We start from the raw sequence: 24,825 nt of genomic DNA, 5'->3' as shown, positions 1-24,825 counted from the left end.
TATGCGCCAACACCCATTAGGTATTTATGAAAAAGCTCTGCCGAAACACCTGACCTGGCCAGAGCGCTTAGCGCTAGCAAAAGCCTGTGGTTTTGACTTTGTTGAAATGTCGATAGACGAAAGCGATGAACGTCTGGCACGCCTGTTATGGAGTAAGGAACAGCGGCTTTCGCTGGTTAACGCGATGCTGGAAACCGGCATTCGTATCCCTTCGATGTGCTTATCCGGGCATCGGCGTTTTCCGTTCGGCAGCCATGATGATGCACTGCGTCAACGTGCCTTTACGATCATGGAGCAGGCCATTCAGCTAGCCAAAGACGTGGGTATCCGCACCATTCAGTTAGCTGGATATGACGTCTATTACGAGCAGCAGGATGAAGGCACGCTTGCACGCTTTACCGAAGGTATGCAATGGGCGGTGGAACGCGCCGCCGCCGCACAGGTGATGCTGTCCGTGGAGATCATGGACACCGCTTTTATGAACTCTATCAGTAAGTGGAAAGCCTGGGATACCTGCCTGGCTTCACCGTGGTTTACCGTCTACCCAGACGTCGGCAACCTCAGTGCCTGGGGCAACAATGTCACGCAAGAATTGCAACTGGGTATCGATCGCATCGCCGCTATCCATCTGAAAGACACCTTAGCGGTTACTGCAACCTCACCCGGACAGTTCCGCGACGTACCATTCGGCGAGGGCTGTGTGGATTTTGTTTCCGTTTTTAGCACGTTGAAAGCACTCAACTATCGTGGCGCTTTCCTGATTGAAATGTGGACGGAGAAGGCTGATGAACCGGTCGCTGAGATCGTTCAGGCGCGCCGCTGGATCGAGCAAAAAATGCAACAAGGGGGAATGCCATGCTAACGTTACAACAACTTAAGCAACAGGTTCTGGAAGCGAATCTGGATTTACCGCGTCACCACCTGGTGACTTTCACCTGGGGTAACGTCAGCGTCGTAGATCGCGACCGCGGTCTGGTGGTCATCAAACCATCAGGCGTGGAGTACGAACATATGGGCGTAGAGGATATGGTCGTGGTCGATCTTGCCTCTGGACAGATCCTCGAAGGTAACAAAAAACCCTCTTCAGATACGGCGACGCATCTGGCGTTATACCGTGCTTTTACCGAAATAGGCGGTATCGTCCATACGCACTCGCGCCACGCAACCATCTGGGCCCAGGCGGGGCTGGATCTCCCCGCCTGGGGCACCACGCATGCAGACTATTTCTACGGAACCATCCCCTGCACGCGATTGATGACACAGGACGAAATTGCGCAGCACTATGAGCAGGAAACAGGCAACGTTATTATAGAAACGTTCCGCAAGCGCGGTATCAGCCCGACAGACATCCCTGCCGTGTTGGTCAATGCACACGGCCCATTCGCCTGGGGCAAAGACGCACACAATGCAGTGCATAATGCGGTGGTGTTGGAAGAGATAGCCTATATGGGAATTTTTTCACGCCAGTTAACGCCAGGTATTACCACTATGCAGCAAGTTCTGCTGGATAAGCACTACCTGCGTAAGCATGGGAAAGACGCCTATTACGGACAGTAGAAGCAGGGATCAATCAGGGGCCGTTCGGCCCCTGTGGTACAGCATATTATTCAGCGCGTTCCTGAACCTTGTGCAGGTGCACATCCATCTGCGGATAAGGAATACCAATACGGTGCTCATCAAGCACACGTTTAAAGCTTTCCAGCAGATCCCAGTACACCGCCTGTGCGTTGCCGTTAGTCGTCCATACCCACACCACAAAATTCAGCGATGACGCGGCCATCTCATTCAAGCGGATCGTGACGCCTTTGTCATGTTGAATACGATCGTCAGCGGCGACAATATCGCCCAGTAGCTTTTTCACCACGTCAATATCGGCATCATAAGCCACGCCGACAATAATTTCGGTACGGCGATCCGGCTCACGCGAGCTGTTGATGATGTTGCCCGCGATGATCTTGCCATTCGGCACCACGATAATTTTGCCGTCAGAGGTGCGCAGCGTCGTCGAGAAGATCTGTACCTGAGTGACGGAACCAGACACGCCGCCCAAATCCACCCATTCGCCAGTACGGAAAGGCCGGAAAATTACCAGCAAAACGCCCGCAGCAAAGTTGGCTAGCGACCCCTGCAATGCCAGGCCAACAGCCAAGCCAGCCGCACCCAGCACGGCAATCACCGATGCCGTCTGTACACCAACCCGGCTCAATACCGCAATCAACGTGAACGCGATAATGCCATAGCGAACCAGCGCAGACAGGAAATCTGCCACGGTTGAATCGATAGAACGTTTAATCATCAGCTTATTGATAGTGCCGGAGACGATCCGCGCGATCAACAGACCAACGATAAGGATCACTAATGCTGCAACAATATTCACGGCATACTGCAAAAACAAGTTCTGATGTGTCACCAACCAGTTCCCTGCCTGATCCAAACCCGTATTAAGTTCTTCCATTTAAAAGCTCCTGTTTTCTTAATCACTGGGAAAGCATAACGTCCGCATCTAAAACCGCAACATTGGCCCCAAAAATTAAGGCTCCCGTAGGAGCCTTAGCGTCAAACTATGTCTGTCATTTACTTAGAGCACGTCAACAGCATTAAGTTCTTTGAAAGCCTGTTCTAAACGAGCAACCATGCTTGTCTGAGCGGAACGCAGCCATACACGTGGGTCATAGTATTTCTTGTTCGGCTGATCTTCGCCTTTCGGGTTGCCCAATTGGCCTTGCAGATACGCTTCGTTATCTTTGTAGTATTTCAGAATACCTTCCCACGTTGCCCACTGGGTGTCGGTGTCGATATTCATTTTCACTACGCCGTAGCTAACAGAATCTTTGATTTCCTGAGCGCTGGAACCAGAACCACCGTGGAACACGAAGTCCAGGCTGTTGTGTGGCAGGTTATGTTTCTTGGAAACATATTCCTGAGAATCACGCAGGATGGTCGGGGTCAGCTTCACGTTGCCTGGCTTGTATACGCCATGCACGTTACCGAAAGAGGCCGCGATGGTGAAACGTGGGCTGATCGCGTTCAGTTTGGTGTACGCGTAGTCAACGTCTGCTGGCTGGGTGTACAGAGCAGAAGCATCCATGTGGCTGTTATCCACACCGTCTTCTTCACCACCGGTGCAACCCAGTTCGATTTCCAGGGTCATGTCGATTTTGGCCATACGTGCCAAATATTTAGAGCAGATCTCGATGTTCTCTTCCAGAGACTCTTCAGACAGGTCAATCATGTGAGAAGAGAACAGCGGTTTGCCGGTAGCTGCAAAGTGTTTTTCACCCGCGTCCAGCAGGCCATCAATCCACGGCAGCAATTTTTTCGCACAGTGGTCAGTGTGCAGAATTACTGGAATACCGTAGTGCTCAGCCATTTGGTGAACATGATGAGCGCCAGAAATCGCACCCAAAATTGCCGCCTGCTGACCTTCCGCTTTCAGACCTTTACCCGCAGTAAATGCTGCGCCGCCGTTAGAGAACTGAACGATTACCGGCGCGCGCACTTTGGCTGCGGCTTCCAGCACAGCATTGATTGAGTCGGTACCGACACAGTTCACTGCTGGCAAAGCGAATTTGTTTTCTTTTGCTACTGCGAAAACTTTCTGAACGTCATCACCAGTGATGACACCGGGTTTTACGAAATCAAAAATTTTAGACATGTTACGTGTCCCGTTTCGTTGGCCGTGGAGGGGTTAGAGAAATCGATGTTGCATCGACAGGTTGTCCCGACATGATATTGTGATAACTACCTGTCGAGACACCCATAGGAAAGGGGAAAAGCAGCCCTTACCTTAAATTACTGCTTGGCGCGTTCTTCCAGCATAACGACAGCTGGCAGTTTTTTCCCTTCAACAAATTCCAGGAATGCGCCACCACCGGTAGAAATGTAGGAGATCTTATCTGCAATACCAAACAGATCGATCGCAGCCAGCGTATCACCGCCACCTGCGATAGAGAATGCGTCGCTATCCGCGATAGCGCGAGCGATGGTCTCGGTTCCTTTACGGAAATTCGGGAATTCGAAGACACCAACCGGGCCATTCCACAGGATGGTTTTGGCATTCTTCAGAATTTCAGCCAGACGCTCAGCGGAAACATCACCCAGATCCAGAATCTGCTCTTCGTCTTTAATTGCTGTAACAGACTTCAGCGTTGCAGCTGCAGTTTCAGAGAATTCTGACGCCACGCGCACATCGCTCGGTACAGGAATATCACACGTTTCCAGCAGCTTTTTCGCTTCAGGAATCAGGTCTGCCTCGTACAAGGATTTACCCACGTTGTGGCCTTGTGCTGCAACGAAGGTGTTGGCGATACCACCACCGACGATCAGTTGATCGGCGATTTTAGACAGGGAATCCAGTACGGTCAGTTTCGTGGATACTTTAGAACCACCAACAATGGCAACCATCGGACGTTCAGGTTTGCTCAATGCTTTACCCAGCGCTTCCAGTTCCCCAGACAGCAGTGGGCCCGCACAGGCGATAGTGGCAAATTTACCCACGCCGTGAGTTGAAGCCTGCGCACGGTGTGCCGTACCGAAGGCGTCCATCACGAACACATCACACAGTGCCGCGTATTTCTTGGACAGGACTTCGTCGTCTTTCTTCTCGCCTTTGTTAAAGCGGACGTTTTCCAGTACAACCAGCTCGCCTTCGGCGACATCAACACCATCCAGATAGTCTTTCGCCAGGCGTACAGGAGAAGAAAGTTTCTCTTTCAGGTAATCAACTACAGGCAGCAAAGAAAACTCTTCGTTGTACTCGCCTTCGGTCGGGCGTCCCAGGTGGGAAGTGACCATAACGCGAGCGCCTTGTTTCAGAGCGATTTCGATGGTCGGCAGAGAGGCACGGATGCGCGCATCAGACGTCACTTTCCCTTCTTTTACTGGTACGTTCAGATCCGCACGAATAAGAACACGTTTACCAGCCAGATCCAGATCGGTCATCTTAATTACAGACATGGTGAATCCTCTTGTTGATTCTCTTTTAAAGTTGCTTGAGCGAGATAGCGACCCCTGATCGCTACCGTCGTACTAGAAACCGCAGGCCGCCATCGCCCGTGTTGTATCCAACATCCGGTTGGCAAAGCCCCATTCGTTATCGCACCAGACCAATGTTTTAATCAGATGCTGACCACTGACCCTTGTCTGCGTGCCGTCGACAATGGCACTGTGCGGATCGTGGTTAAAATCAGCTGACACTAATGGCAATTCAGTATAATCAACTATACCACGAAACGACTCATGCGCTGATTTTTGCAATAGTGCATTAATTTCATTCACGTTTACGGCCTTCTTCACGCTGACGCTCAGGTCAATTGCCGTAACGTTAATCGTCGGTACTCGCACCGATATCGCCTCAAAGCGATCGACAAACTGTGGAAAAATACGGGTGATCCCCGCCGACAGTTTAGTATCTACCGGAATGATCGACTGACTGGCTGCGCGTGTGCGCCGCAGATCGTGGTGATAAGCATCGATCACCGGTTGATCGTTCATCGATGAGTGAATCGTTGTCACCGTACCATTCTCGATACCGAAAGCATCATCCAACAGTTTGATCACCGGAATAATGCAGTTGGTTGTGCAAGACGCATTGGAAACAATCCGATGCCCGCTTTCCAACCGATCGTGATTGACGCCAAACACTACCGTGGCATCCAAATCCGTCGTTCCCGGATGAGAAAACAGCACTTTCTTCGCACCTGCCGCCAGATGGGCTTCCCCATCTTCCCGGCTACCGTAGACACCACTGCAATCCAGTACGATATCGACACCGAGTTCTCGCCAGGGTAATTGCTGAATCTCTGCCTGATGCAACAGACGAATACAATCATCACCAACATAAAGCTGATCGCACTCTTGACGAACATCCCACGAAAAACGGCCGTGACTGGAGTCGTACTTGAGCAAATGCGCCATACCTTCCGCGCTCGCCAACTCGTTAATAGCCACCACGGTAATCTCGGCTCGGCGGCCCGATTCATACAACGCACGTAAAACACTGCGGCCTATGCGGCCAAAACCGTTTATCGCAATACGGATCGTCATGGCGTTCCTTGTGATTCCTTATGTCATGGCAGGTATACCTAGCGCATAGAATATACCCTTCTTAGACACCAGAGAACCCCTGGCGAAACGCCGCGAACACAACAACTGAAACGCTTCAGCTAGCATAAACGAATTAACGTATAAAAGAAATATTCTCGTCTGGCACACGCCAGAAGAGTGACCTGCGTCATAAAAATAAAAAAGCAGGGCTTGGGGATCTGACAAAGTATGTTGAGCGGCAGGACAAATTAGAGATAAAAAAAAGCCGCCAGCATTAGCTGACGGCTTCTCATATAGGAAGTTAACGAGGCGTGATTACTTCAGCAGCGCCTGCGCTTTTTCGACCACGTTATCGACAGTGAAGCCGAATTCTTCGAACAACAGTTCAGCTGGCGCAGATTCGCCGAAGCTCGTCATACCGACAATCGCGCCGTTCAGGCCGACGTACTTGAACCAATAGTCTGCGATACCCGCTTCAATCGCTACACGCGCCGATACGGCCTTCGGCAGTACCGCTTCACGGTAAGCTGCATCCTGCTTGTCGAATGCGTCCGTTGACGGCATTGACACCACGCGCACCTTGCGGCCTGCGGCAGTCAGTTTGTCGTACGCACCGACAGCCAATTCGACTTCAGAACCGGTGGCAATCAGGATCAGTTCAGGCTGGCCGTCGCTGTCTTTCAGCACGTATCCACCTTTAACCACGTTAGCCAACTGTTCGGCAGTACGCGTCTGTTGCGCCAAATTCTGACGGGACAGGATGAGCGACGTTGGGCCGTCCTGACGCTCGATGGCGTATTTCCACGCCACCGCCGTTTCCACCTGGTCCGCTGGACGCCAGTTGCTCATGTTCGGCGTCACACGCAGGCTGGCCAGCTGTTCAACTGGCTGATGCGTAGGACCATCTTCGCCCAGACCGATGGAGTCGTGGGTGTAGACGTAGATGCTGCGGATTTTCATCAGCGCAGCCATACGCACCGCATTACGGGCGTATTCCACAAACATCAGGAAGGTCGCGGTGTACGGTACAAAGCCACCGTGCAGCGCAATCCCGTTGGCAATCGCCGTCATACCGAATTCGCGCACGCCGTAGTGGATGTAATTACCCGCGTGGTCTTTATCCAGCGATACCGAGCCGGACCAGATGGTCAGGTTGCTCGGCGCCAGGTCGGCAGAGCCGCCCAGGAATTCCGGCAGCAGTTTGCCGTAGGCTTCCAGCGCGTTCTGTGACGCTTTACGGCTGGCAATTTTCGCCGGATTAGCCTGAAGATCTTCGATAAATTTCTGCGCGTCTGCCTGCCAGTTGGTCGGCAGTTCACCACCGGTGCGGCGTGTGAACTCGGCAGCCAGTTCAGGGTACGCGCTGGCATAGGCGGCAAACGCCTCGTCCCAGGCAGCTTCCTTGCGCTGGCCGGCTGGTTTCGCATCCCAGGCAGCATAAATATCGGCCGGAATATCAAACGGCGCGTGCGTCCAACCCAGCTGTTCGCGGGAAGCAGCGACTTCCGCATCGCCCAGCGGCGCACCGTGCGAGTCGTGCGTACCGGCTTTGTTCGGTGAACCGAAGCCAATCACAGTTTTGCACATCAGCAGCGACGGTTTGTCGGTGACCAACTGTGCTTCGCCGATGGCGCGCTTGATGGCGTCCGCATCGTGACCGTCCACGCCGCGTACCACGTGCCAGCCGTAGGCTTCAAAACGAGCAGCGGTGTCGTCGGTAAACCAGCCTTCAACATGGCCGTCGATGGAGATGCCGTTGTCATCATAAAACGCGGTCAGTTTACCGAGCTTCATGGTGCCAGCCAGCGAGCAGACTTCGTGGGAAATCCCTTCCATCATGCAGCCGTCACCGAGGAAGGTGTAGGTGTGATGGTTAACGATTTCGTGACCCGGACGGTTGAACTGCGCTGCCAGCGTGCGCTCGGCAATCGCCATACCGACGGCGTTGGCAACACCCTGACCCAGTGGGCCAGTGGTAGTTTCAACGCCAGCGGTGTAGCCGTATTCAGGGTGACCCGGAGTTTTGGAATGCAACTGACGGAAGTTTTTCAGTTCTTCAATCGGCAGGTCGTAGCCGGAGAGGTGCAGCAGGCTGTAAATCAGCATGGACGCATGGCCGTTGGACAGCACGAAGCGGTCACGGTTGGCCCAGTTGGGGTTGGCCGGATTATGGTTGAGATAATCGCGCCACAGCACTTCGGCGATATCGGCCATGCCCATCGGTGCGCCAGGGTGACCGGATTTGGCTTTCTGCACCCCATCCATGCTCAGCGCGCGGATAGCATTGGCAAGTTCTTTACGAGAGGACATGCTTGACTCCAGATCGGATTGAACGAATTCCTTCCTGTATAACTATTTAAATCAACAAGTTAAACAGAAATGACAAAATAAATATGATTACAAATGTACATGAAAAACGTAGCGAATGCACATGGAACCGTGAGCAAAAAACAGGGATTTATCGGCTAACGAATCAATGGCGGTTCTTTTGCCAATTGTGCAGTTGATTGCAGCGCCAAACGCCATGTTTTCCAGTGTGTTCGCCTTTCACTACCGTGCCTTTTTGAAAGGTGGTGCAAACAAAATTCACTGCCTGTGGGCTATCGAAAGGAAGACAAATCAGATTTTCCGATCTATTTCTCGATACTATTTTCGGGTAAGTTTATAGCCGATTTTCTTTGGTATTAAAAACAAGCACAATCGTATGGAGATGATTTTTATGGCAATTCGTTCCTCTGTACTGGCGCTGTGTATAGCAACCTTGCTGACCGGCTGCCAGAACTTAAACACCAATACCTTAATGCAATCCGGCGCACAGGCCTTCCAGGCGGCGACGCTCAGCGACACTCAGGTTAAAGCGCTCAGCGACCAATCCTGTGAGCAAATGGATAAAGAGGCAAAAATTGCCCCAGCCGACAGCAAATACACGAAGCGCCTGAATAAAATTGCAGATGCGCTAGGTCACGATATCAACGGCACGCCAGCAAACTACAAGGTTTATCTGACAAAAGACGTTAACGCCTGGGCAATGGCGAACGGTTGCATCCGGGTATATAGCGGTTTGATGGACATGATGAATGACAATGAAGTGGAAGGCGTTCTCGGCCACGAAATGGGTCACGTTGCGCTGGGACACACACGGAAAGCGATGCAGGTCGCTTATGCCGCGACGGCAGCACGTACCGCAATCGGCTCTGCTGGCGGCATGGCCGCCTCTTTGTCACAATCTCAGTTAGCCGATCTGGGGGAAAAACTGGTTAATTCTCAATTCTCTCAATCCCAAGAAAGTCAGGCTGATGACTATTCCTTTGATCTGCTGAAGAAACGCGGTATCAACCGGGAAGGTCTGGCAAGCAGCTTTGAGAAACTTGCCAAACTGGATGCAGGTCATGACAGCAGCATGTTTGATTCCCATCCTTCATCTGAAGGACGCGCCAAACACATTCGTGAGCGTATTGCTGCCGAGAAGTAATCCCACTCGTTGATCAATTCACAAAGAATGCACGTCAGGGCAATTGAAAAAATCTCAATTGCCCGCTAGTCATCCGACCACTATCATCCCCGTCATATTCACTGTAAGCTGTTACATAACAGCGATCTTCAATCACTGTCATTCTCTCCATGATAGGATTTAAGAATTAATAGATAATAAATAGATAGCTATTTTCAATCATAACTACCTTCTGTTCTCTTTTTAAGAAACGATACTCAGCAAATTTTCAGATGCAGGAAGCAGCAGAGAGAATGAATACGGCGGCATACGGAAAAACAGGCAACCCCGATTAACGCAGACATACGCGCCGTAATAACAGGAAGGATGGGGTAACCCCATGTATTTAAAGATAGAAATAAACCAGTAAATCAAGCATACTATGTTAAACCAATAAAAATTTTTCCAGTTTGATCATATAGATATATGATAAAACCTGTTGTTGCTCCCGCAGGTTTCTCTAGAGGCTCCACCTTTTAGCGATTTAAAGGCATTTCAGGATCGCGATTTCTTAATAACTGGATAACATCAGCAGTGATTATTGGTTTGTGGCCACTTTCAGACAATAAACTCATATGTGTTAAAAATCATGGATGTGAGAATTTTCAGTAAATGCAATTTTACCACGGTAGGATTACGGGAAATCCTATCGAGTATTCCTATGCTCTCGATAAAACCAGTCAACAGGTTTACGCTGCAGCAAGGAAAGAAGAAATGTATTTTCATCATTGACGGTAGCAGCGAAGGCTTTGAGGAATACTATGAGTCGATAAGAACTCACTTTTATAATATGGCGTCGTCGTTCGTTATCATCAATAATTCCCCCAATCACCCTCCCGTGTGCATTGACGAGAAAACGATTCTTATTTCAAAATCAGCAGCCATCGATTCTTTTTATAAATTACTCGATTTCGTCCACCTTCACGATCGCCGTTTATTCAGTCCCGTCAGGCTGTCAAAATCTGAATATGCCGTATTCGAGTATTGGTGCGCGGGCTACACAGCGGAGTCGATTGCCGATATCATCGGGTTAAATAAGAAATCAGTATTGAACAGTAAATCAAGATTACTGAATAAATATGGCGTTCAAGATAAAAACTCTTTACTGCTTATTGCTAAAATTATCTTCAAAGACAGCGTCATTGAAGAATTTGATTCCCTTCCAAAACCAGCAACCGATATCAATATGAGTAATTCGCTTATCTGATCGATAGACGAAAAAAGGGATGCTAACAGCATCCCTTTTTACTCAACCAGTCACCCTTATTCTTCATCTTCCAAATAAGTATAGCCGTACAGCCCGGTTTCAAACTCTTCCATAAACTGGGCCTGAAGTTCAGCATCCAGGTCGGTTTCTTTAACCTGATCGCGGAAGCGCGTCATCAGTACTTTAGGGTCAAGTTGCACATATTCCAGCATGTCGGCAACCGTATTGCCTTCGTCAGATTCTTCAATCTCAACGGTGCCATCTTGGAAGACAAACACGTCAACCGTCGACGTATCGCCAAACAGGTTATGCATATTCCCGAGGATTTCCTGATAGGCACCGACCATAAAGAAGCCCAGCAGCGGTGGATTTTCTGGATCGTAAGGCGGCATTGGCATCGTCGTCGCAATTCCGTCGCCATCGACATAATGATCGATCGTACCATCGGAATCACAGGTGATATCCAGCAGCACAGCGCGACGCTCAGGCGGCTTATCCAACCCTTCCAGCGGCAGTACCGGGAACAGTTGATCGATACCCCATGCATCCGGCATGGACTGGAACAGCGAGAAGTTGACATACAACTTGTCAGCCATCCGTTCCTGTAATTCATCGATAACCGGCCGGTGCGCACGATTGCTCGGATCCAGCTGTTCCTGAATCATCTGACAGATACTCAGATAAAGCTGTTCTGCTTTCGCACGCTGTGTCAGATCCAACATACCGTGCGTGTACTGGGTATGCACATCGTGCAAGTCCATTTGGCTGTCATGCAGCCACTCACGCAGTGAACGGCGTTTACCTGGCTGCTTGATTTCCTTCCAGGTTGACCACAGGCTTTCTAACGCACGCGGAGCGTCTTCTTCCGGCTCAGTAGGCTCACTGAACTCATTACGCTCAACCCCAATGATATTGGAAACCAATACAGTATGGTGCGCCGTTACCGCACGGCCAGATTCGGTAATTACCGTCGGATGTGGTAATCCGTGCTCATTACAGGCATCGCCGATGCCCCAAATCACGTTATTGGCGTATTCGTTCAGACCATAGTTCACGGAACAATCAGACTGGGAACGGGTTCCTTCATAATCCACACCCAAACCGCCACCGACGTCAAAGCACTGGATATTCACACCCAGTTTATGCAGCTCGACATAGAAGCGCGCAGATTCACGCACGCCCGTGGCGATATCACGGATATTCGCCAACTGCGATCCCAGATGGAAATGTAACAGTTGTAGGCTATCCAGTTTCCCAGCCTCACGCAGCATTTCAACCAGTTGCAGCACCTGAATCGCCGCCAAACCAAACTTGGATTTTTCGCCGCCGCTGGATTGCCACTTGCCCGACCCCTGAGAGGCCAGACGCGCACGGACGCCGAGACGCGGCACCACATTCAAGCGTTCGGCCTCTTCCAGCACCAGTCGGATTTCGGACATCTTCTCGATGACCAAATAAACCTTGTGTCCCAGCTTTTCGCCGATAAGTGCCAGACGAATGTATTCACGATCTTTGTAGCCGTTACACACAATCACGGTGCGGGTCATGCCAGCATGGCCCAATACCGCCATCAGCTCGGCTTTTGAACCGGCCTCGAGACCCAACGGCTCACCAGAATTAGCCAGTGACTCAATGACGCGGCGATGCTGGTTAACCTTGATCGGATAAACCAGAAAGTAACCACCCTCATAGCCAAACGATTCGCGAGCCTGTTTAAACGCAGCGTTAATCGAACGCAGGCGATGCTGCAGAATTTGCGGAAAGCAGAACAGCGCAGGCAGGCGTTGATGGTTATCCCTCTGCATATCTTTGACCAGTCTGGCCAGATCGACGCGAGCTTCTGGGACGTCAGGATCCGGACACACGCTGATGTGGCCGAGTTCATTGACGTCATAGTAATTATTGCCCCACCAGGCAATATTGTAGGTACGAAGCATTTCGCTGGCATTACGGTCATTCATGGCAACCTCCTGCATAGAGCGCAAATTTTCATGTTTACCCGTCGCTGACGAGCCGTGATGAATCATGTCGTCAGACATAACGAACCTCTTCTTTTTCTAGACTGCTGATCACATCAGTACCTGAATAAACAGCCCACATGAGCATACCTGCAACATGCGGCATCGACAGTGAAAAAACCGGCGTAGTGAAGTATGCCGTCACTTTATTACTCTTATTAGTGTAAAACACGTTGTCGGGCTCCGTGTTACGGGTCGATAAAACTCGTTGTGAAAACCACCGGGCGAACGTGACCAGAAAGACACTAAACGCTTCTGGCATAAAGAATAACAGGCAGGTTAACCAGCCCTGGAGTCCTGTGTCGAATTTAAAGACAGGCAACGTCGAGAAACGGAAAAGAAGGGTTGAGTTGCTGACGCGGTAGCGTCAAAAGGGACATATTGCGAACGCAATATACTCAGTAAACAACGGATCATTAATCCTACCACCTCCACGTGCGCCGCAGGCTATGCGGTCAGCTATCAATAAGAAATTCACCATGTCACGGCGTACACCATACCGCGACAGATCGCCGTTTATACCGACATGCTGCTGGAAAAGCAAAATGAAAATTACCACCAGTCATCTCTTGTAAAAGAAAAAATGGCCGATGATAAAAGGACGATGGCGTGCTAATGCGAAAAACTACTGGCACTGAGACCAAAAGGTGACCTAAAATAGCCATCCAGATGTTAATCCGTCTATACCGATTAACTGATACACTGCTTAACGGCTTTGATTTGAAGGTAAAGAAACTCATGGCTAAACACCTTTTTACGTCCGAGTCAGTCTCTGAAGGACATCCTGATAAAATTGCTGACCAGATTTCTGATGCGGTTCTCGACGCCATTCTGGAGCAAGACCCAAAAGCGCGTGTCGCTTGTGAGACTTATGTAAAGACCGGAATGGTGTTAGTCGGTGGCGAAATCACCACCAGCGCCTGGGTCGATATTGAAGAAATTACCCGTCGTACCGTGCGTGATATCGGTTATGTTAATTCTGAAATGGGCTTTGATGCCAACTCTTGTGCCGTACTGAGCGCGATTGGCAAGCAGTCTCCTGATATCAATCAGGGTGTTGACCGTCGCGATCCGCTGGAACAAGGTGCAGGCGACCAGGGTTTGATGTTCGGCTACGCGACCAACGAAACAGACGTACTGATGCCAGCGCCTGTGACTTATGCACACCGTCTGGTTCAGCGCCAGTCAGAAGTCCGCAAGAGTGGTTCTCTGCCGTGGCTGCGCCCGGATGCGAAAAGCCAGGTTACGTTCCTGTACGACGATGGCAAGATTTCCGGTATTGATGCCGTGGTACTGTCTACTCAGCATTCAGAAGACATTAGCCAGAAAGATCTGCATGAAGCGGTGATGGAAGAGATCATCAAACCGGTTCTGCCTGCTGAGTGGCTGTCTGCCAACACCAAATATTTCATTAACCCAACTGGACGCTTTGTTATCGGCGGCCCAATGGGTGACTGCGGCCTGACTGGCCGTAAAATCATCGTTGATACCTATGGCGGCGCGGCGCGTCACGGTGGCGGTGCGTTCTCAGGTAAAGATCCGTCTAAAGTAGACCGTTCTGCTGCCTATGCCGCTCGCTATGTTGCCAAGAATATCGTTGCTGCTGGTCTGGCCGATCGCTGCGAGATTCAGGTGTCCTACGCTATCGGCGTAGCAGAACCGACGTCCATCATGATCGAAACCTTCGGCACAGAGAAAGTGTCTACCGAGCAACTGACGCTGCTGGTGCGCGAATTCTTCGATCTGCGTCCTTACGGCTTAATCCAGATGCTGGATCTGCTGCATCCGATTTATCAGGAAACCGCAGCCTATGGCCACTTTGGTCGCGAACATTTCCCATGGGAAAAAACGGACAAAGCCGCACAGCTGCGTGAAGCTGCGGGTCTGTAATCCGGCGATGCAATAAAGACTATACCCTAAATAATTCGAGTTGCATGAAGGCGGCGACACAGCGAATCCCCAGGAGCTTACACCAGTAAGTGACTGGGGTAAGCGAGGAAAAATCGGCTTAGCCGATTTGAACGCTGCTTGCAGCGGCCCTTCAGGGCGAGGCTCAGTGATGAGCCGAGTATTGCCAACACACATGCAGCTTGAAGTATGACGGGTATAAGACGGCGAATGAAAATCCGCCGTCTTTCATTCTGATTTCCCCTGATTTCCCTCCGCGTCACCTATTGCGTCTCCCTTCCACTCAATCTATGCTCACAGAAATGAACACTCCCCGAATCCCCATTGCCAGCCATCAGGCTGTGATGCGCTGCCTGCGTGATAAATTGCAGCAGGCCAACCTCACCTTGCAGACGGACTACACCGAACCCACGGTAAGCTACCAACAGCGCGGCGCTACGGCAGGCACGGCCTGGCTACAACATTGGGAAATTCGACTGAATCCCGTCTTGTTGCAGGAAAACCAGCAAACCTTTATCGATGAAGTGGTGCCTCATGAGCTGGCCCATCTGCTGGTTTACGCGCGCTTTGGTCGTGTCGCTCCCCATGGCAAAGAATGGCGCTGGATGATGGAAAGCGTCCTGTGCGTCCCAGCGAAGCGCACGCATCGGTTTGCAGTGCAATCCGTGCAGGGGAAAACCTTCACCTACCAGTGCGATTGCCAACAGCACGAGCTCACGATCCGCCGACATAATCGGGTACTGCGCGGCGAAACAGAATATCGCTGTCGCCGTTGCGGGAAAATCTTACGTCACGATGTAAAAAGCTCTATTTAAAAGGGAATTTCCAGTTTTAAAAACTGTTTTTGCATTTGCCTGCTGACGAGACATCCGGTAGTCTGCCAGCTTTACCGCCTGTGGATTATTTGGAATATGCTACGCAAAATTCTCGCTATCGCCGCCGTTGGCGCGGGTCTGTTTTCGGCTGCCGCGCTGGGTCAAAACATCAATAATTTTTCGCAGGCAAAAGCTGCCGCAGTCGAGATTAATCGAGACGCGCCGGGTTCATTTTACTGTGGCTGCAAGATTACGTGGCAGGGCAAGAAAGGCACGCCCGATCTTGAATCCTGTGGCTATCAGGTCAGGAAAAATGAACAACGTGCCAGCCGTATCGAGTGGGAACACGTTGTGCCCGCCTGGCAGTTCGGCCACCAGCGCCAGTGCTGGCAGGATGGTGGAAGAAAGAACTGTAACAGTGACCCCGTCTACCGTGAGATGGAAACAGATTTACATAACCTGCAACCCGCTATCGGCGAGGTCAACGGCGATCGCGGCAATGCTATGTATGGGCAGTGGAACGGCGGCGCATCCCAATATGGTCAATGTGAGATGAAGGTCGATTTCAAAAATAATCTGGCAGAACCGCCTGCTCGCGCCCGCGGCCAGATCGCTCGTACCTATTTCTACATGCGTGACCGGTATCAGTTACGCCTGTCCAGCCAGCAGACTCAATTGTTCGAAGCCTGGGATAAACAGTACCCGGTCACACAGTGGGAATGTACGCGCAATCAGCGCATCGCCGCGAAGCAGGGAAACCCTAATCCCTACGTTCAACAGGCTTGCCAGCGCTAGTTCGTCTACCTACTATAGCGAATCAGTTTCCAGTAAAACCACCGTCAAATGACGGTGGTTCAGACCGTTGACAAACCTATTTACGGAACGAGAACGGTGGTAATGGGATAGAAGAGTAAAGCGTTTGCGCCATGGATGGCGCAATCCGAGCTTACAGGGACGTACTTGCAGCGCCTTTACGATCTACCCATTATCACCGCTCAGCGAACTCGGCCACTATTAAATGACGGTGGTTTTACCTATTTCTGGCGTTCCTGTGCCGATTAATTTCATTCAAAGGTCTTAATTCAGTATGCGAGTACCACGCATTTTTCATCCCGAGACGCTCCCTCTTAACGGGGGTGAAGTCGACCTGAGCGACGATGCCGCCAATCATGTTGGTCGCGTGTTACGCATGAATACGGGGCAGTCATTGCAGCTGTTTGATGGCAGCAATCATGTCTTTGATGCAGAAATCATCGCGGCTGGAAAAAAGAGTGTGCGCGTTAGCTTCACAGCAGGTAAGTTGGAAGATAAAGAATCGCCCCTACATTTACATCTGGGACAAGTGATGTCGCGCGGCGAAAAGATGGAATTTACCATTCAGAAATCCATCGAACTGGGCGTCAATGTTATTACGCCGCTGTTGTCTGAACGCTGTGGCGTAAAACTGGATGCAGATCGTATGGAGAAAAAAATTAGCCAGTGGCAAAAAATCGCGGTTGCTGCCTGTGAACAGTCCGGTCGCAACTGTGTGCCATTGGTTAGGCCAGCAATGACGCTGGAAGCCTGGTGCGCGGAGCAAGACAACGCGCTGAAATTAAATCTGCACCCACGCGCCACACAGAGCATTAATACGCTGCCGCTGCCGGTAGATCGGGTCAGGCTACTCATCGGCCCGGAAGGCGGACTTACTGCGAGTGAAATTACCATGACCTCAGAACACGGATTCACTGATATCCTGTTGGGGCCACGCGTCTTGCGCACAGAAACCACTGCACTCACCGCCATGACCGCCTTACAGGTACGTTTCGGCGATTTGGGGTAAAGGAGAAAAGAATGATCAAACTCGGTATCGTGATGGATCCGATCGACACCATCAATATCAAGAAAGACACCAGCTTTGCCATGCTGCTGGAAGCACAGCGCCGTGGTTGGGAACTGCATTATATGGAGATGAACGATCTCTATATGCATGCTGGCGTCGCACGTGCCACCACCCGACGCCTGAGCGTCCAGTACGATTACGACGGCTGGTACGATTTCTCCGGCGAACAGGATATTGCGCTGGAAGAATTGGATGTAGTGTTGATGCGTAAAGATCCACCGTTCGATACGGAGTTCATCTACGCCACCTATATTCTGGAACGAGCAGAAGAGAAAGGCACGCTGATCGTCAATAAACCGCAAAGCCTGCGCGATTGCAATGAGAAGCTCTTCACCGCCTGGTTCCCACATCTGACGCCTGATACGCTTGTCACGCGTCGCGCAGACAAACTGCGCCAGTTCCATGAAAAACACGGTGACGTCATTCTTAAACCGCTGGACGGTATGGGCGGCGCGTCTATTTTCCGCTTGAAGCAGGATGACGCCAACGTCTCTGTCATCATCGAAACCCTGACCGAACACGCTACCCGTTACTGCATGGCGCAAAACTACCTGCCCGCGATTAAAGACGGCGATAAACGCGTGCTGGTGGTCGATGGCGAACCCGTTCCTTACTGCCTCGCCCGTATCCCGAAAAGCGGTGAGACACGCGGTAATCTCGCAGCAGGTGGTCGCGGTGAAGCGCGTCCACTGACCGAAAGCGACTGGCAAATCGCCCGTGACGTCGCACCGACGTTAAAAGCCAAAGGCCTGATTTTCGTCGGTCTGGATATCATCGGCGATCGCCTGACAGAAATTAACGTCACTAGCCCGACCTGCGTGCGTGAAATCGAAGCAGCCTACCCGGATGTGTCTATCACCGGGATGCTGATGGACGCCATTGAAAAACGTCTGGCTGCTCGTACTCGCTAATAGCAGAGCACCTGACACGCCATCCGGCCCGCGCAACACGGGCCGTTTCTCCAACGCTGACGGATATCGATAAAAATACACAATGAATTTACAGCATCACTTCCTCATTGCTATGCCAGCACTACAGGACTCTGTATTTAAACGTTCGGTGGTCTATATCTGCGAACATAATGAAGACGGAGCCATGGGGCTGATTATCAATAAACCGATGGATCAGTTTTCAGTGGAAAATGTGCTGAAAAAGCTAAAAATAGATCCAACACCGCGCGATCCCGCCATCCGACTAGATAAACCCGTTTTTATCGGTGGCCCATTGGCAGACGACCGTGGTTTTATCCTACATACCCCCTGCCCCGGATTTGGCTCCAGCATCAGTATTTCTGAGGACACCATGATCACCACCTCAAAGGACGTGCTGGAAACGTTAGGTACACCCAAACAGCCGAAAAATACGCTGGTCGCCTTAGGGTATTCCGCCTGGGAGAACGGCCAACTGGAAGAGGAATTGTTGGAGAATGCCTGGCTGACGACACCAGCCGACAAAGACATTCTGTTCCACACACCCATCGCAGAACGCTGGCGAGCGGCAGCCAGAAAGCTGGGCATCGATATTCATAATATCTCCACCGAAGCAGGACATGCCTGATGAGTAACAGAACCCTTCTTGCCTTTGATTTTGGGACAAAAAGTATCGGCGTTGCTATCGGCCAGGAAATTACCGGTACGGCACGCGCCCTGACATCGTTCAAGGCACAGGAAGGGATACCCGACTGGCAAAAAGTGGAGAAGCTGCTGTCAGAATGGCAGCCCGATCTGGTCGTCGTCGGCCTGCCGCTTAACATGGATGGCACCGAGCAACCGTTGACGGCACGGGCGCGAAAGTTTGCTAATCGACTACATGGCCGCTTCGGCGTCGCTATTGAGCTACACGATGAACGGTTGAGTACGGTGGAAGCGCGTGCCGATCTCTTCGAACGCGGCGGCTTTAAAGCGCTGGATAAAGGTAGCGTAGATGCGGCTTCTGCGGTGATTATTCTGGAAAGCTGGTTCGAAGCACAACGTTAAAAAACGCGTTTTTACGGTGGGCTACAAGGATGGCGTACTGAGTAGCACGCCATAAGAAGTCATCCCGAGTTGGCAGATACACCACCAACACGAGACAGCGTTAATTAGGCATCGGGAAATTCACGGATGAAACGTTCGACGTCATCAACCATGGATTCTGTTCCCACAAAGAACGGTGAACGCTGATGCAGTTTCTCTGGCGTGATATCCAGAATACGGTTTTTGCCGTCGCTGGCTTTACCGCCTGCCTGCTCCGCCAGAAACGCCATCGGGTTGCATTCGTACAGCAAACGCAGTTTGCCTTTCGGATAGCTTGCCGTGCTCGGATACAGGTAGATCCCGCCTTTCAGCAGGTTACGGTGGAAATCTGCGACCAGTGAACCGATGTAACGCGACGTATAAGGACGCTGCGTCTCTTCATCCTGCTCCTGACAGTATTTGATGTATTTCTTCACGCCGACAGGAAACTTGATGTAGTTCCCTTCGTTGATGGAATACATATTCCCTTTTTCAGGGAAGCAAACTTTTTCATGCGAGAGACAGAATACACCGAGCGAGGGATCGTAGGTAAAGGCGTGAACGCCATGACCCGTGGTGTACACCAGCATGGTTGAAGAACCGTAAACAATGTAACCCGCAGCCACCTGCTGGCTACCCGGCTGCAAGAAGTCCGCTTCCGTGACGGAGGTTCCCAGCGGGGTAATACGGCGATAAATAGAGAAAATCGTACCGACAGAGACGTTCACATCAATATTCGATGAGCCGTCCAGCGGGTCCATCAGAACCACATACTTGGCATTTTCCGCCTTATCACCTTCAAAGATAACAATTTCATCTTCTTCTTCAGAGGCGATACCTGCCACTTCACCACGCGCTTTCAATGCAGCTTTCAGTTTCTCATTGGCATACAGATCGAGCTTCATCTGCACTTCGCCTTGAACATTAGAAATACCGCTGGCTCCCAGGATATCAACCAGACCTGCTTTATTGATATCACGGTGAATAATTTTGGCACCCAGTTTAATAGCAGACAGCAGCGCGGTAAGCTCACCTGTGGCGTGAGAGAAATCGTGCTGTTTTTCGACGATAAATTCGCCTAACGTTTTCATAACACTATTCCAGAATCTACGGATGAAAAGCGGTTTCATTTCTGCACCGCCAACGTTTGCGCATGCAGTGTAGCCCAAAGAGAAAGTGAGTACCTAGTCAAATCCATTTCTTATGCCGGATTCATAGCGTTAGAATGTGACGCAGACTCACTGTGAAGATGGAAAATGTATGCGTATTCATATTTTAGGTATCTGCGGCACCTTTATGGGTGGCCTTGCCCTGCTTGCCCGTTCACTGGGGCATGACGTCACAGGCTCAGATGCGAATGTTTATCCCCCCATGAGTACCTTACTTGAAGAGCAGGGAATCACGCTGATTCAGGGATACGATCCAGCACAGCTCAGCCCCGCACCTGATTTGGTCATCATCGGTAATGCGATGACGCGTGGAAACCCGTGCGTTGAGGCCGTATTGGAACAGGGACTGCCTTATGTTTCTGGCCCACAGTGGTTGCATGATTATGTGCTCCGCGATCGCTGGGTAATCGCCGTTGCGGGAACGCATGGCAAAACAACCACCGCGGGGATGGTCACCTGGATTCTGGAGGATTGTGGCTATCAGCCTGGCTTTGTGATCGGTGGTGTTCCCGGCAACTTTACCGTTTCAGCACGGTTGGGTGACAGTCCGTTCATGGTGCTTGAAGCCGATGAATACGACTGCGCATTCTTCGACAAACGCTCCAAATTTGTACATTACTGCCCAAGAACGCTGGTACTCAACAACCTTGAGTTCGACCATGCGGACATCTTTGACGATCTTAAAGCCATTCAGAAACAGTTCCACCATCTTGTGCGACTGGTGCCAGGCAGCGGGAAGATCATCCTGCCCACCAACGACCTTAATCTCAAGCAGGTAATGGGAATGGGATGCTGGAGTGAACAGGAACTGGTCGGCGAAGAAGGCACATGGCGTGCGCAAAAAGTGGCAATCGATGCCAGCCAATATCAGGTTTATCTGAATAATGAACTCGTCGGTGAAGTCCATTGGAAGCTGGTGGGTGAACACAACATGCATAACGGGCTGATGGCGATTGCTGCCGCTCACCATGTCGGTGTGCTGCCCGCGGATGCCTGCCGTGCGCTGGGCGGATTTATCAACGCGCGTCGTCGCCTTGAGTTACGCGGTACCGAGCATGGCGTCGCGGTTTATGACGATTTTGCACATCACCCTACCGCAATCCTTGCGACACTATCGGCACTGCGCAGCAAGGTGGGGGGGACAGCCCGTATTTTGGCCGTACTGGAACCCCGCTCAAACACCATGAAATTGGGGATGTGCAAAAACGAGTTGGCCCCGTCATTAGGCCGAGCCGATGAAGTTTTCCTCTTCCAGCCAGCCCATATTCCGTGGCAGGTCGTAGAAGTTGCGGAAGCCTGTGTACAGCCTGCACATTGGAGTGCGGATATCGACACGCTGGTAGAAAACATCGTCAAGACCGCACAGCCGGGCGACCATATTCTGGTAATGAGCAATGGCGGCTTCAGTAACATCCACAATAAACTACTGGATGGTCTGAAGAAAAAAGCGCAGAAGGCGAAAGATGCCCAAGAGAATAACGCGTAAGGTGCTGCGACGGCTAAGCGTTAGATAGCAAAAAGGACGGGAATCCCGTCCTTTTTCATATTCGCATCACTCGTTAAGAGTGGCTTAATCAAGCGTCGAACGGATCGCGCAATACCATCGTTTCGCTACGATCTGGGCCGGTAGAAATAATATCAATCGGCACGCCAGTGACTTCTTCGATACGTTTGATGTAATTCAGCGCAGCCTGCGGCAGTTTGCTGTGATCTTTCACACCAAATGTGCTTTCGGACCAGCCCGGCATCGTTTCGTAAATCGGCTCAAGACCTTCCCAGCCCTCAGCAGCCAGCGGAGTGGTATCCACTTCGGTGCCGTTCGGCAGGCGATAGCCTACGCAGATCTTAATTTCTTTCAGACCGTCCAGAACATCCAGCTTGGTCAGGCAGAAACCTGACAGCGAGTTGATTTGTACCGCACGACGCACGGCAACCGCATCCAACCAGCCGGTACGACGACGACGACCCGTGGTCGCGCCAAATTCGTTACCTTTCTGAGACAGGTGCTCACCGACTTCTTCAAACAGCTCCGTAGGGAATGGACCTGCACCCACTCGGGTAGAGTAAGCTTTAACGATACCCAGCACATAGTCTACATAGCGTGGACCCAGACCAGAACCAGTGGCAACGCCGCCCGCAGTGGTATTTGAGGAGGTCACGTACGGGTAGGTACCGTGGTCGATATCCAGCAGCGTACCCTGCGCGCCTTCAAACATGACGAAATCGCCACGCAGGTGCGCTTTGTACAGTAAATCGGAAACATCAACGACCATAGCCGTCAGAATGTCAGCAATCGCCAGCACGTCGTCCAGTACTTTCTGGTAGTCGACAGCATCAACTTTGTAGTAGTTAACCAGTTGGAAGTTATGGTATTCGACGATTTCTTTCAGTTTGACAGCAAAGGTTTCTTTATCAAACAGATCGCCAACACGCAGGCCACGACGAGCAACTTTATCTTCATACGCAGGGCCGATACCACGACCCGTTGTACCAATTGCTTTCGCGCCACGCGCTTTTTCACGCGCGTTGTCTAATGCAACGTGATAAGGCAGGATTAACGGACAGGCTTCAGAAAGCAGCAGACGCTCGCGTACCGGGACGCCACGCGCTTCAAGCTCCGTCATTTCTTTCATCAATGCGTCAGGCGCCAACACAACACCGTTACCGATGATGCTGACAACATTTTCACGCAGAATGCCAGAAGGAATTAAATGAAGGACGGTTTTTTCACCGTTGATAACCAGCGTGTGGCCAGCGTTGTGACCACCCTGATAGCGCACAACATATTTAGCCCGTTCAGTCAGCAGGTCAACGACCTTGCCTTTACCTTCGTCACCCCATTGGGTGCCCAGTACGACGACGTTCTTACCCATTTCAAGAATCACCAGGTTGCTTAAAAAAGGATTCTAACATCTCATTTGGATGCTTTCAGTACTTTTAGCACACGGTTGCGCACATTTTTCCGCTTAATTTTAGCCACCCATCCGGCTACGCAACATGTAGTAGATCACGCAGCCCGCAACGACTATTCCGCCGCCAAAACGGCGCAAAATATTATCCGGCAACTGCGCGATACCCAAAATCATCCGCCGCCAGAGGCGGGGAAATAGCAGCGGACCCAATCCTTCGAGCACCAAAACCAGCCCGAGCGCCAGCCAAATCGTTGAATTCATAACAACCCCTTTTCCCGCCCCGAGAACGAACAGGACCAAACCCTTTGATGTATCTCTGCCAGAAAACGGCAAAAAAAAGCCCGGTGCAATAAACCCGGGCTTGATGAAAGACGTCAGTTAATAGCTATCAGCGGCGAGGTGCCATGCTGCTATCCGGTGACTTCATGTAGCGGAAGAAGTCGCTATCCGGGCTGAGAACCATCACGTCCTGATTATTACTGAAGCTACTTTCATACGCACGCAGGCTACGAACGAATGAGTAGAAGTCAGGATCTTCACTGAATGCATTCGCAAACAGTTTCGCCGCTTCGGCATCCCCTTCACCACGAGTGATACGCCCTTGGCGCTCGGCCTCAGCCAGAGTACGGGTCACTTCATAGTCTGCCGTTGCTTTCAGCTTTTCAGCCTCTTCCTGACCTTGTGAACGGTGGCGACGTGCTACTGCTTCACGTTCTGCACGCATACGTTGATAAATCGCGTCAGACACTTCTGTTGGCAGGTTGATTTGCTTAATCCGCACATCGATAACCTCAATACCCAATGCAGCCATGCTGTTAGGGTTGATGTGAGGTTCGTTGCTTGTTGTCTCTTTCTCAACACGCGCAGCAGCAGAAGCAATCGCGTTATCGGCTTCGGTCGTTTCACCCGTACCGGTATTCAGCGCTTCACGCACGTCAGACATCAGTTGACCACGTGAGTCGGTAACAATGCCTTTTACATCCAGACGACCAATCTCAGAACGCAGACGGTCACTGAACTTACGTTTCAACAGTACTTCAGCTTGAGAGATGTCACCACCGCCCGTTGCCAGATAGTAACGGCTGAAATCGCTGATACGCCATTTGAGGTAAGAATCGACAATCAGGTCTTTCTGCTCTTTAGTGATAAAGCGGTCAGCCTGGTTTTCCATGGTCTGGATACGTGCATCCAGCATTTTCACTGAGTCGATAAACGGAATCTTGAACTGCAATCCCGGTGCATAAATCAGCGGCTTGTTTTCGTCATCACGCAATACTTTGCCAAAACGCATCACAATGCCGCGCTGACCTTCCTGCACCACAAACAGTGACGCATAGACCACCATCAGTACCAGGATCAGGATAAATAGTAAGGGCTTACGCATC

23 protein-coding genes are annotated in these 24,825 nt (G+C 51.1%); 12 read left to right on the top strand and 11 right to left on the bottom strand.

Annotated features, from left to right (window positions below; genetic code table 11):
* The first annotated feature begins 1 nt into the window (after position 1).
* Complete coding sequence (locus CLR69_RS15520) at positions 2 to 862, top strand: L-ribulose-5-phosphate 3-epimerase (protein ID WP_129712270.1); 861 nt, start codon at positions 2 to 4, stop codon at positions 860 to 862.
* Positions 856 to 1,557, top strand: coding sequence for an L-ribulose-5-phosphate 4-epimerase (gene araD / locus CLR69_RS15515; RefSeq protein WP_129712271.1), 702 nt, complete (start codon positions 856 to 858; stop codon positions 1,555 to 1,557). Before CLR69_RS15520 ends, araD begins: the two co-directional genes overlap by 7 nt.
* Positions 1,558 to 1,603: 46 nt before the next feature.
* Here araD and mscS read toward each other — a convergent pair whose 3' ends face one another.
* The 5 genes from mscS to tkt all read right to left on the bottom strand — a co-directional run bounded on the left by mscS (position 1,604) and on the right by tkt (position 8,355).
* Positions 1,604 to 2,455 (bottom strand): small-conductance mechanosensitive channel MscS, encoded by an 852-nt coding sequence (gene mscS / locus CLR69_RS15510; protein ID WP_129706914.1) that lies wholly within the window; start codon positions 2,453 to 2,455, stop codon positions 1,604 to 1,606.
* A 123-nt stretch (positions 2,456 to 2,578) separates the two neighbouring features.
* Positions 2,579 to 3,655, bottom strand: coding sequence for a class II fructose-bisphosphate aldolase (gene fbaA, locus CLR69_RS15505; protein ID WP_129706916.1), 1,077 nt, complete (start codon positions 3,653 to 3,655; stop codon positions 2,579 to 2,581).
* A gap of 137 nt (positions 3,656 to 3,792) precedes the next feature.
* Positions 3,793 to 4,956 carry a phosphoglycerate kinase gene (gene pgk / locus CLR69_RS15500; RefSeq protein ID WP_129706918.1) on the bottom strand — a complete coding sequence of 388 codons (1,164 nt, stop codon included), beginning with the start codon at positions 4,954 to 4,956 and terminating at the stop codon, positions 3,793 to 3,795.
* Between the two features lie 72 nt (positions 4,957 to 5,028).
* Positions 5,029 to 6,045, bottom strand: a complete 1,017-nt coding sequence (epd, locus tag CLR69_RS15495; protein ID WP_129706920.1) for an erythrose-4-phosphate dehydrogenase — start codon at positions 6,043 to 6,045, stop codon at positions 5,029 to 5,031.
* Positions 6,046 to 6,360: 315 nt separating this feature from the next.
* The gene (gene tkt / locus CLR69_RS15490) at positions 6,361 to 8,355 is read right to left on the bottom strand and encodes a transketolase (protein ID WP_129712272.1); all 1,995 of its coding nucleotides are present in this window, start codon (positions 8,353 to 8,355) and stop codon (positions 6,361 to 6,363) included.
* 409 nt (positions 8,356 to 8,764) lie between these two features.
* Between tkt and loiP the strand changes: the two genes are divergently transcribed.
* Positions 8,765 to 9,517, top strand: coding sequence for a metalloprotease LoiP (gene loiP / locus CLR69_RS15485; RefSeq protein WP_129706924.1), 753 nt, complete (start codon positions 8,765 to 8,767; stop codon positions 9,515 to 9,517).
* A gap of 679 nt (positions 9,518 to 10,196) precedes the next feature.
* Complete coding sequence (locus tag CLR69_RS15480) at positions 10,197 to 10,742, top strand: helix-turn-helix transcriptional regulator (protein ID WP_129706926.1); 546 nt, start codon at positions 10,197 to 10,199, stop codon at positions 10,740 to 10,742.
* A 56-nt stretch (positions 10,743 to 10,798) separates the two neighbouring features.
* Here the strand turns inward: CLR69_RS15480 and speA are convergent, their stop codons facing one another.
* Both speA and CLR69_RS22925 read right to left on the bottom strand, forming a co-directional pair.
* Positions 10,799 to 12,781, bottom strand: a complete 1,983-nt coding sequence (gene speA, locus CLR69_RS15475) for a biosynthetic arginine decarboxylase (protein ID WP_129706927.1) — start codon at positions 12,779 to 12,781, stop codon at positions 10,799 to 10,801.
* Positions 12,774 to 12,932 carry a hypothetical protein gene (locus CLR69_RS22925; RefSeq protein WP_005973095.1) on the bottom strand — a complete coding sequence of 53 codons (159 nt, stop codon included), beginning with the start codon at positions 12,930 to 12,932 and terminating at the stop codon, positions 12,774 to 12,776. The genes speA and CLR69_RS22925 overlap by 8 nt, the downstream gene beginning before the upstream one ends.
* Positions 12,933 to 13,498: 566 nt before the next feature.
* On the opposite strand from CLR69_RS22925, the gene metK reads away from it, so the two are divergent.
* The 7 genes from metK (at position 13,499) to ruvX (ending at position 19,341) form a co-directional block, all read left to right on the top strand.
* A complete protein-coding gene (gene metK, locus CLR69_RS15465; protein WP_129706931.1) occupies positions 13,499 to 14,650 on the top strand; it encodes a methionine adenosyltransferase in 1,152 nt (383 codons plus the stop codon).
* A gap of 320 nt (positions 14,651 to 14,970) precedes the next feature.
* A complete protein-coding gene (locus tag CLR69_RS15460; protein WP_129706933.1) occupies positions 14,971 to 15,483 on the top strand; it encodes a SprT family zinc-dependent metalloprotease in 513 nt (170 codons plus the stop codon).
* Between the two features lie 96 nt (positions 15,484 to 15,579).
* On the top strand, positions 15,580 to 16,278 hold the full coding sequence (endA, locus tag CLR69_RS15455; RefSeq protein WP_129712273.1) for a deoxyribonuclease I: 699 nt from the start codon (positions 15,580 to 15,582) through the stop codon (positions 16,276 to 16,278).
* A gap of 292 nt (positions 16,279 to 16,570) precedes the next feature.
* Positions 16,571 to 17,305 carry a 16S rRNA (uracil(1498)-N(3))-methyltransferase gene (gene rsmE, locus CLR69_RS15450; RefSeq protein WP_129712274.1) on the top strand — a complete coding sequence of 245 codons (735 nt, stop codon included), beginning with the start codon at positions 16,571 to 16,573 and terminating at the stop codon, positions 17,303 to 17,305.
* A gap of 11 nt (positions 17,306 to 17,316) precedes the next feature.
* Positions 17,317 to 18,276, top strand: coding sequence for a glutathione synthase (gene gshB, locus CLR69_RS15445; protein ID WP_129706939.1), 960 nt, complete (start codon positions 17,317 to 17,319; stop codon positions 18,274 to 18,276).
* Between the two features lie 82 nt (positions 18,277 to 18,358).
* Positions 18,359 to 18,922, top strand: coding sequence for a YqgE/AlgH family protein (locus CLR69_RS15440; RefSeq protein WP_129706941.1), 564 nt, complete (start codon positions 18,359 to 18,361; stop codon positions 18,920 to 18,922).
* Complete coding sequence (ruvX, locus tag CLR69_RS15435; RefSeq protein WP_039305464.1) at positions 18,922 to 19,341, top strand: Holliday junction resolvase RuvX; 420 nt, start codon at positions 18,922 to 18,924, stop codon at positions 19,339 to 19,341. The genes CLR69_RS15440 and ruvX overlap by 1 nt, the downstream gene beginning before the upstream one ends.
* 104 nt (positions 19,342 to 19,445) lie before the next feature.
* Here ruvX and fbp read toward each other — a convergent pair whose 3' ends face one another.
* Entirely contained in the window at positions 19,446 to 20,450 is a 1,005-nt protein-coding gene (fbp, locus tag CLR69_RS15430) for a class 1 fructose-bisphosphatase (RefSeq protein WP_010285800.1), read from the bottom strand.
* 169 nt (positions 20,451 to 20,619) lie between these two features.
* Here fbp and mpl point away from each other — a divergent pair, with 169 nt between their 5' ends.
* Positions 20,620 to 22,014 carry a UDP-N-acetylmuramate:L-alanyl-gamma-D-glutamyl-meso-diaminopimelate ligase gene (mpl, locus tag CLR69_RS15425; RefSeq protein WP_129706943.1) on the top strand — a complete coding sequence of 465 codons (1,395 nt, stop codon included), beginning with the start codon at positions 20,620 to 20,622 and terminating at the stop codon, positions 22,012 to 22,014.
* A gap of 88 nt (positions 22,015 to 22,102) precedes the next feature.
* Here mpl and CLR69_RS15420 read toward each other — a convergent pair whose 3' ends face one another.
* The 3 genes from CLR69_RS15420 to hflC form a co-directional block, all read right to left on the bottom strand.
* Positions 22,103 to 23,401, bottom strand: coding sequence for an adenylosuccinate synthase (locus tag CLR69_RS15420; protein ID WP_129712275.1), 1,299 nt, complete (start codon positions 23,399 to 23,401; stop codon positions 22,103 to 22,105).
* Positions 23,402 to 23,500: 99 nt separating this feature from the next.
* Positions 23,501 to 23,701, bottom strand: coding sequence for a DUF2065 domain-containing protein (locus CLR69_RS15415; protein WP_010295436.1), 201 nt, complete (start codon positions 23,699 to 23,701; stop codon positions 23,501 to 23,503).
* A 127-nt stretch (positions 23,702 to 23,828) separates the two neighbouring features.
* Positions 23,829 to 24,824: a protease modulator HflC gene (gene hflC, locus CLR69_RS15410; RefSeq protein ID WP_129706947.1), complete on the bottom strand. Its 996-nt coding sequence runs from the start codon at positions 24,822 to 24,824 to the stop codon at positions 23,829 to 23,831.
* Between the last annotated feature and the right edge of the window lies 1 nt (position 24,825).

The sequence above is a fragment of the Pectobacterium zantedeschiae genome (assembly GCF_004137795.1).
Taxonomy (GTDB): Bacteria; Pseudomonadota; Gammaproteobacteria; order Enterobacterales; family Enterobacteriaceae; genus Pectobacterium; species Pectobacterium zantedeschiae.
The sequence above is the reverse complement of the archived record's forward strand: the minus strand, read 5'-3'. Positions and strand labels throughout refer to the sequence as shown.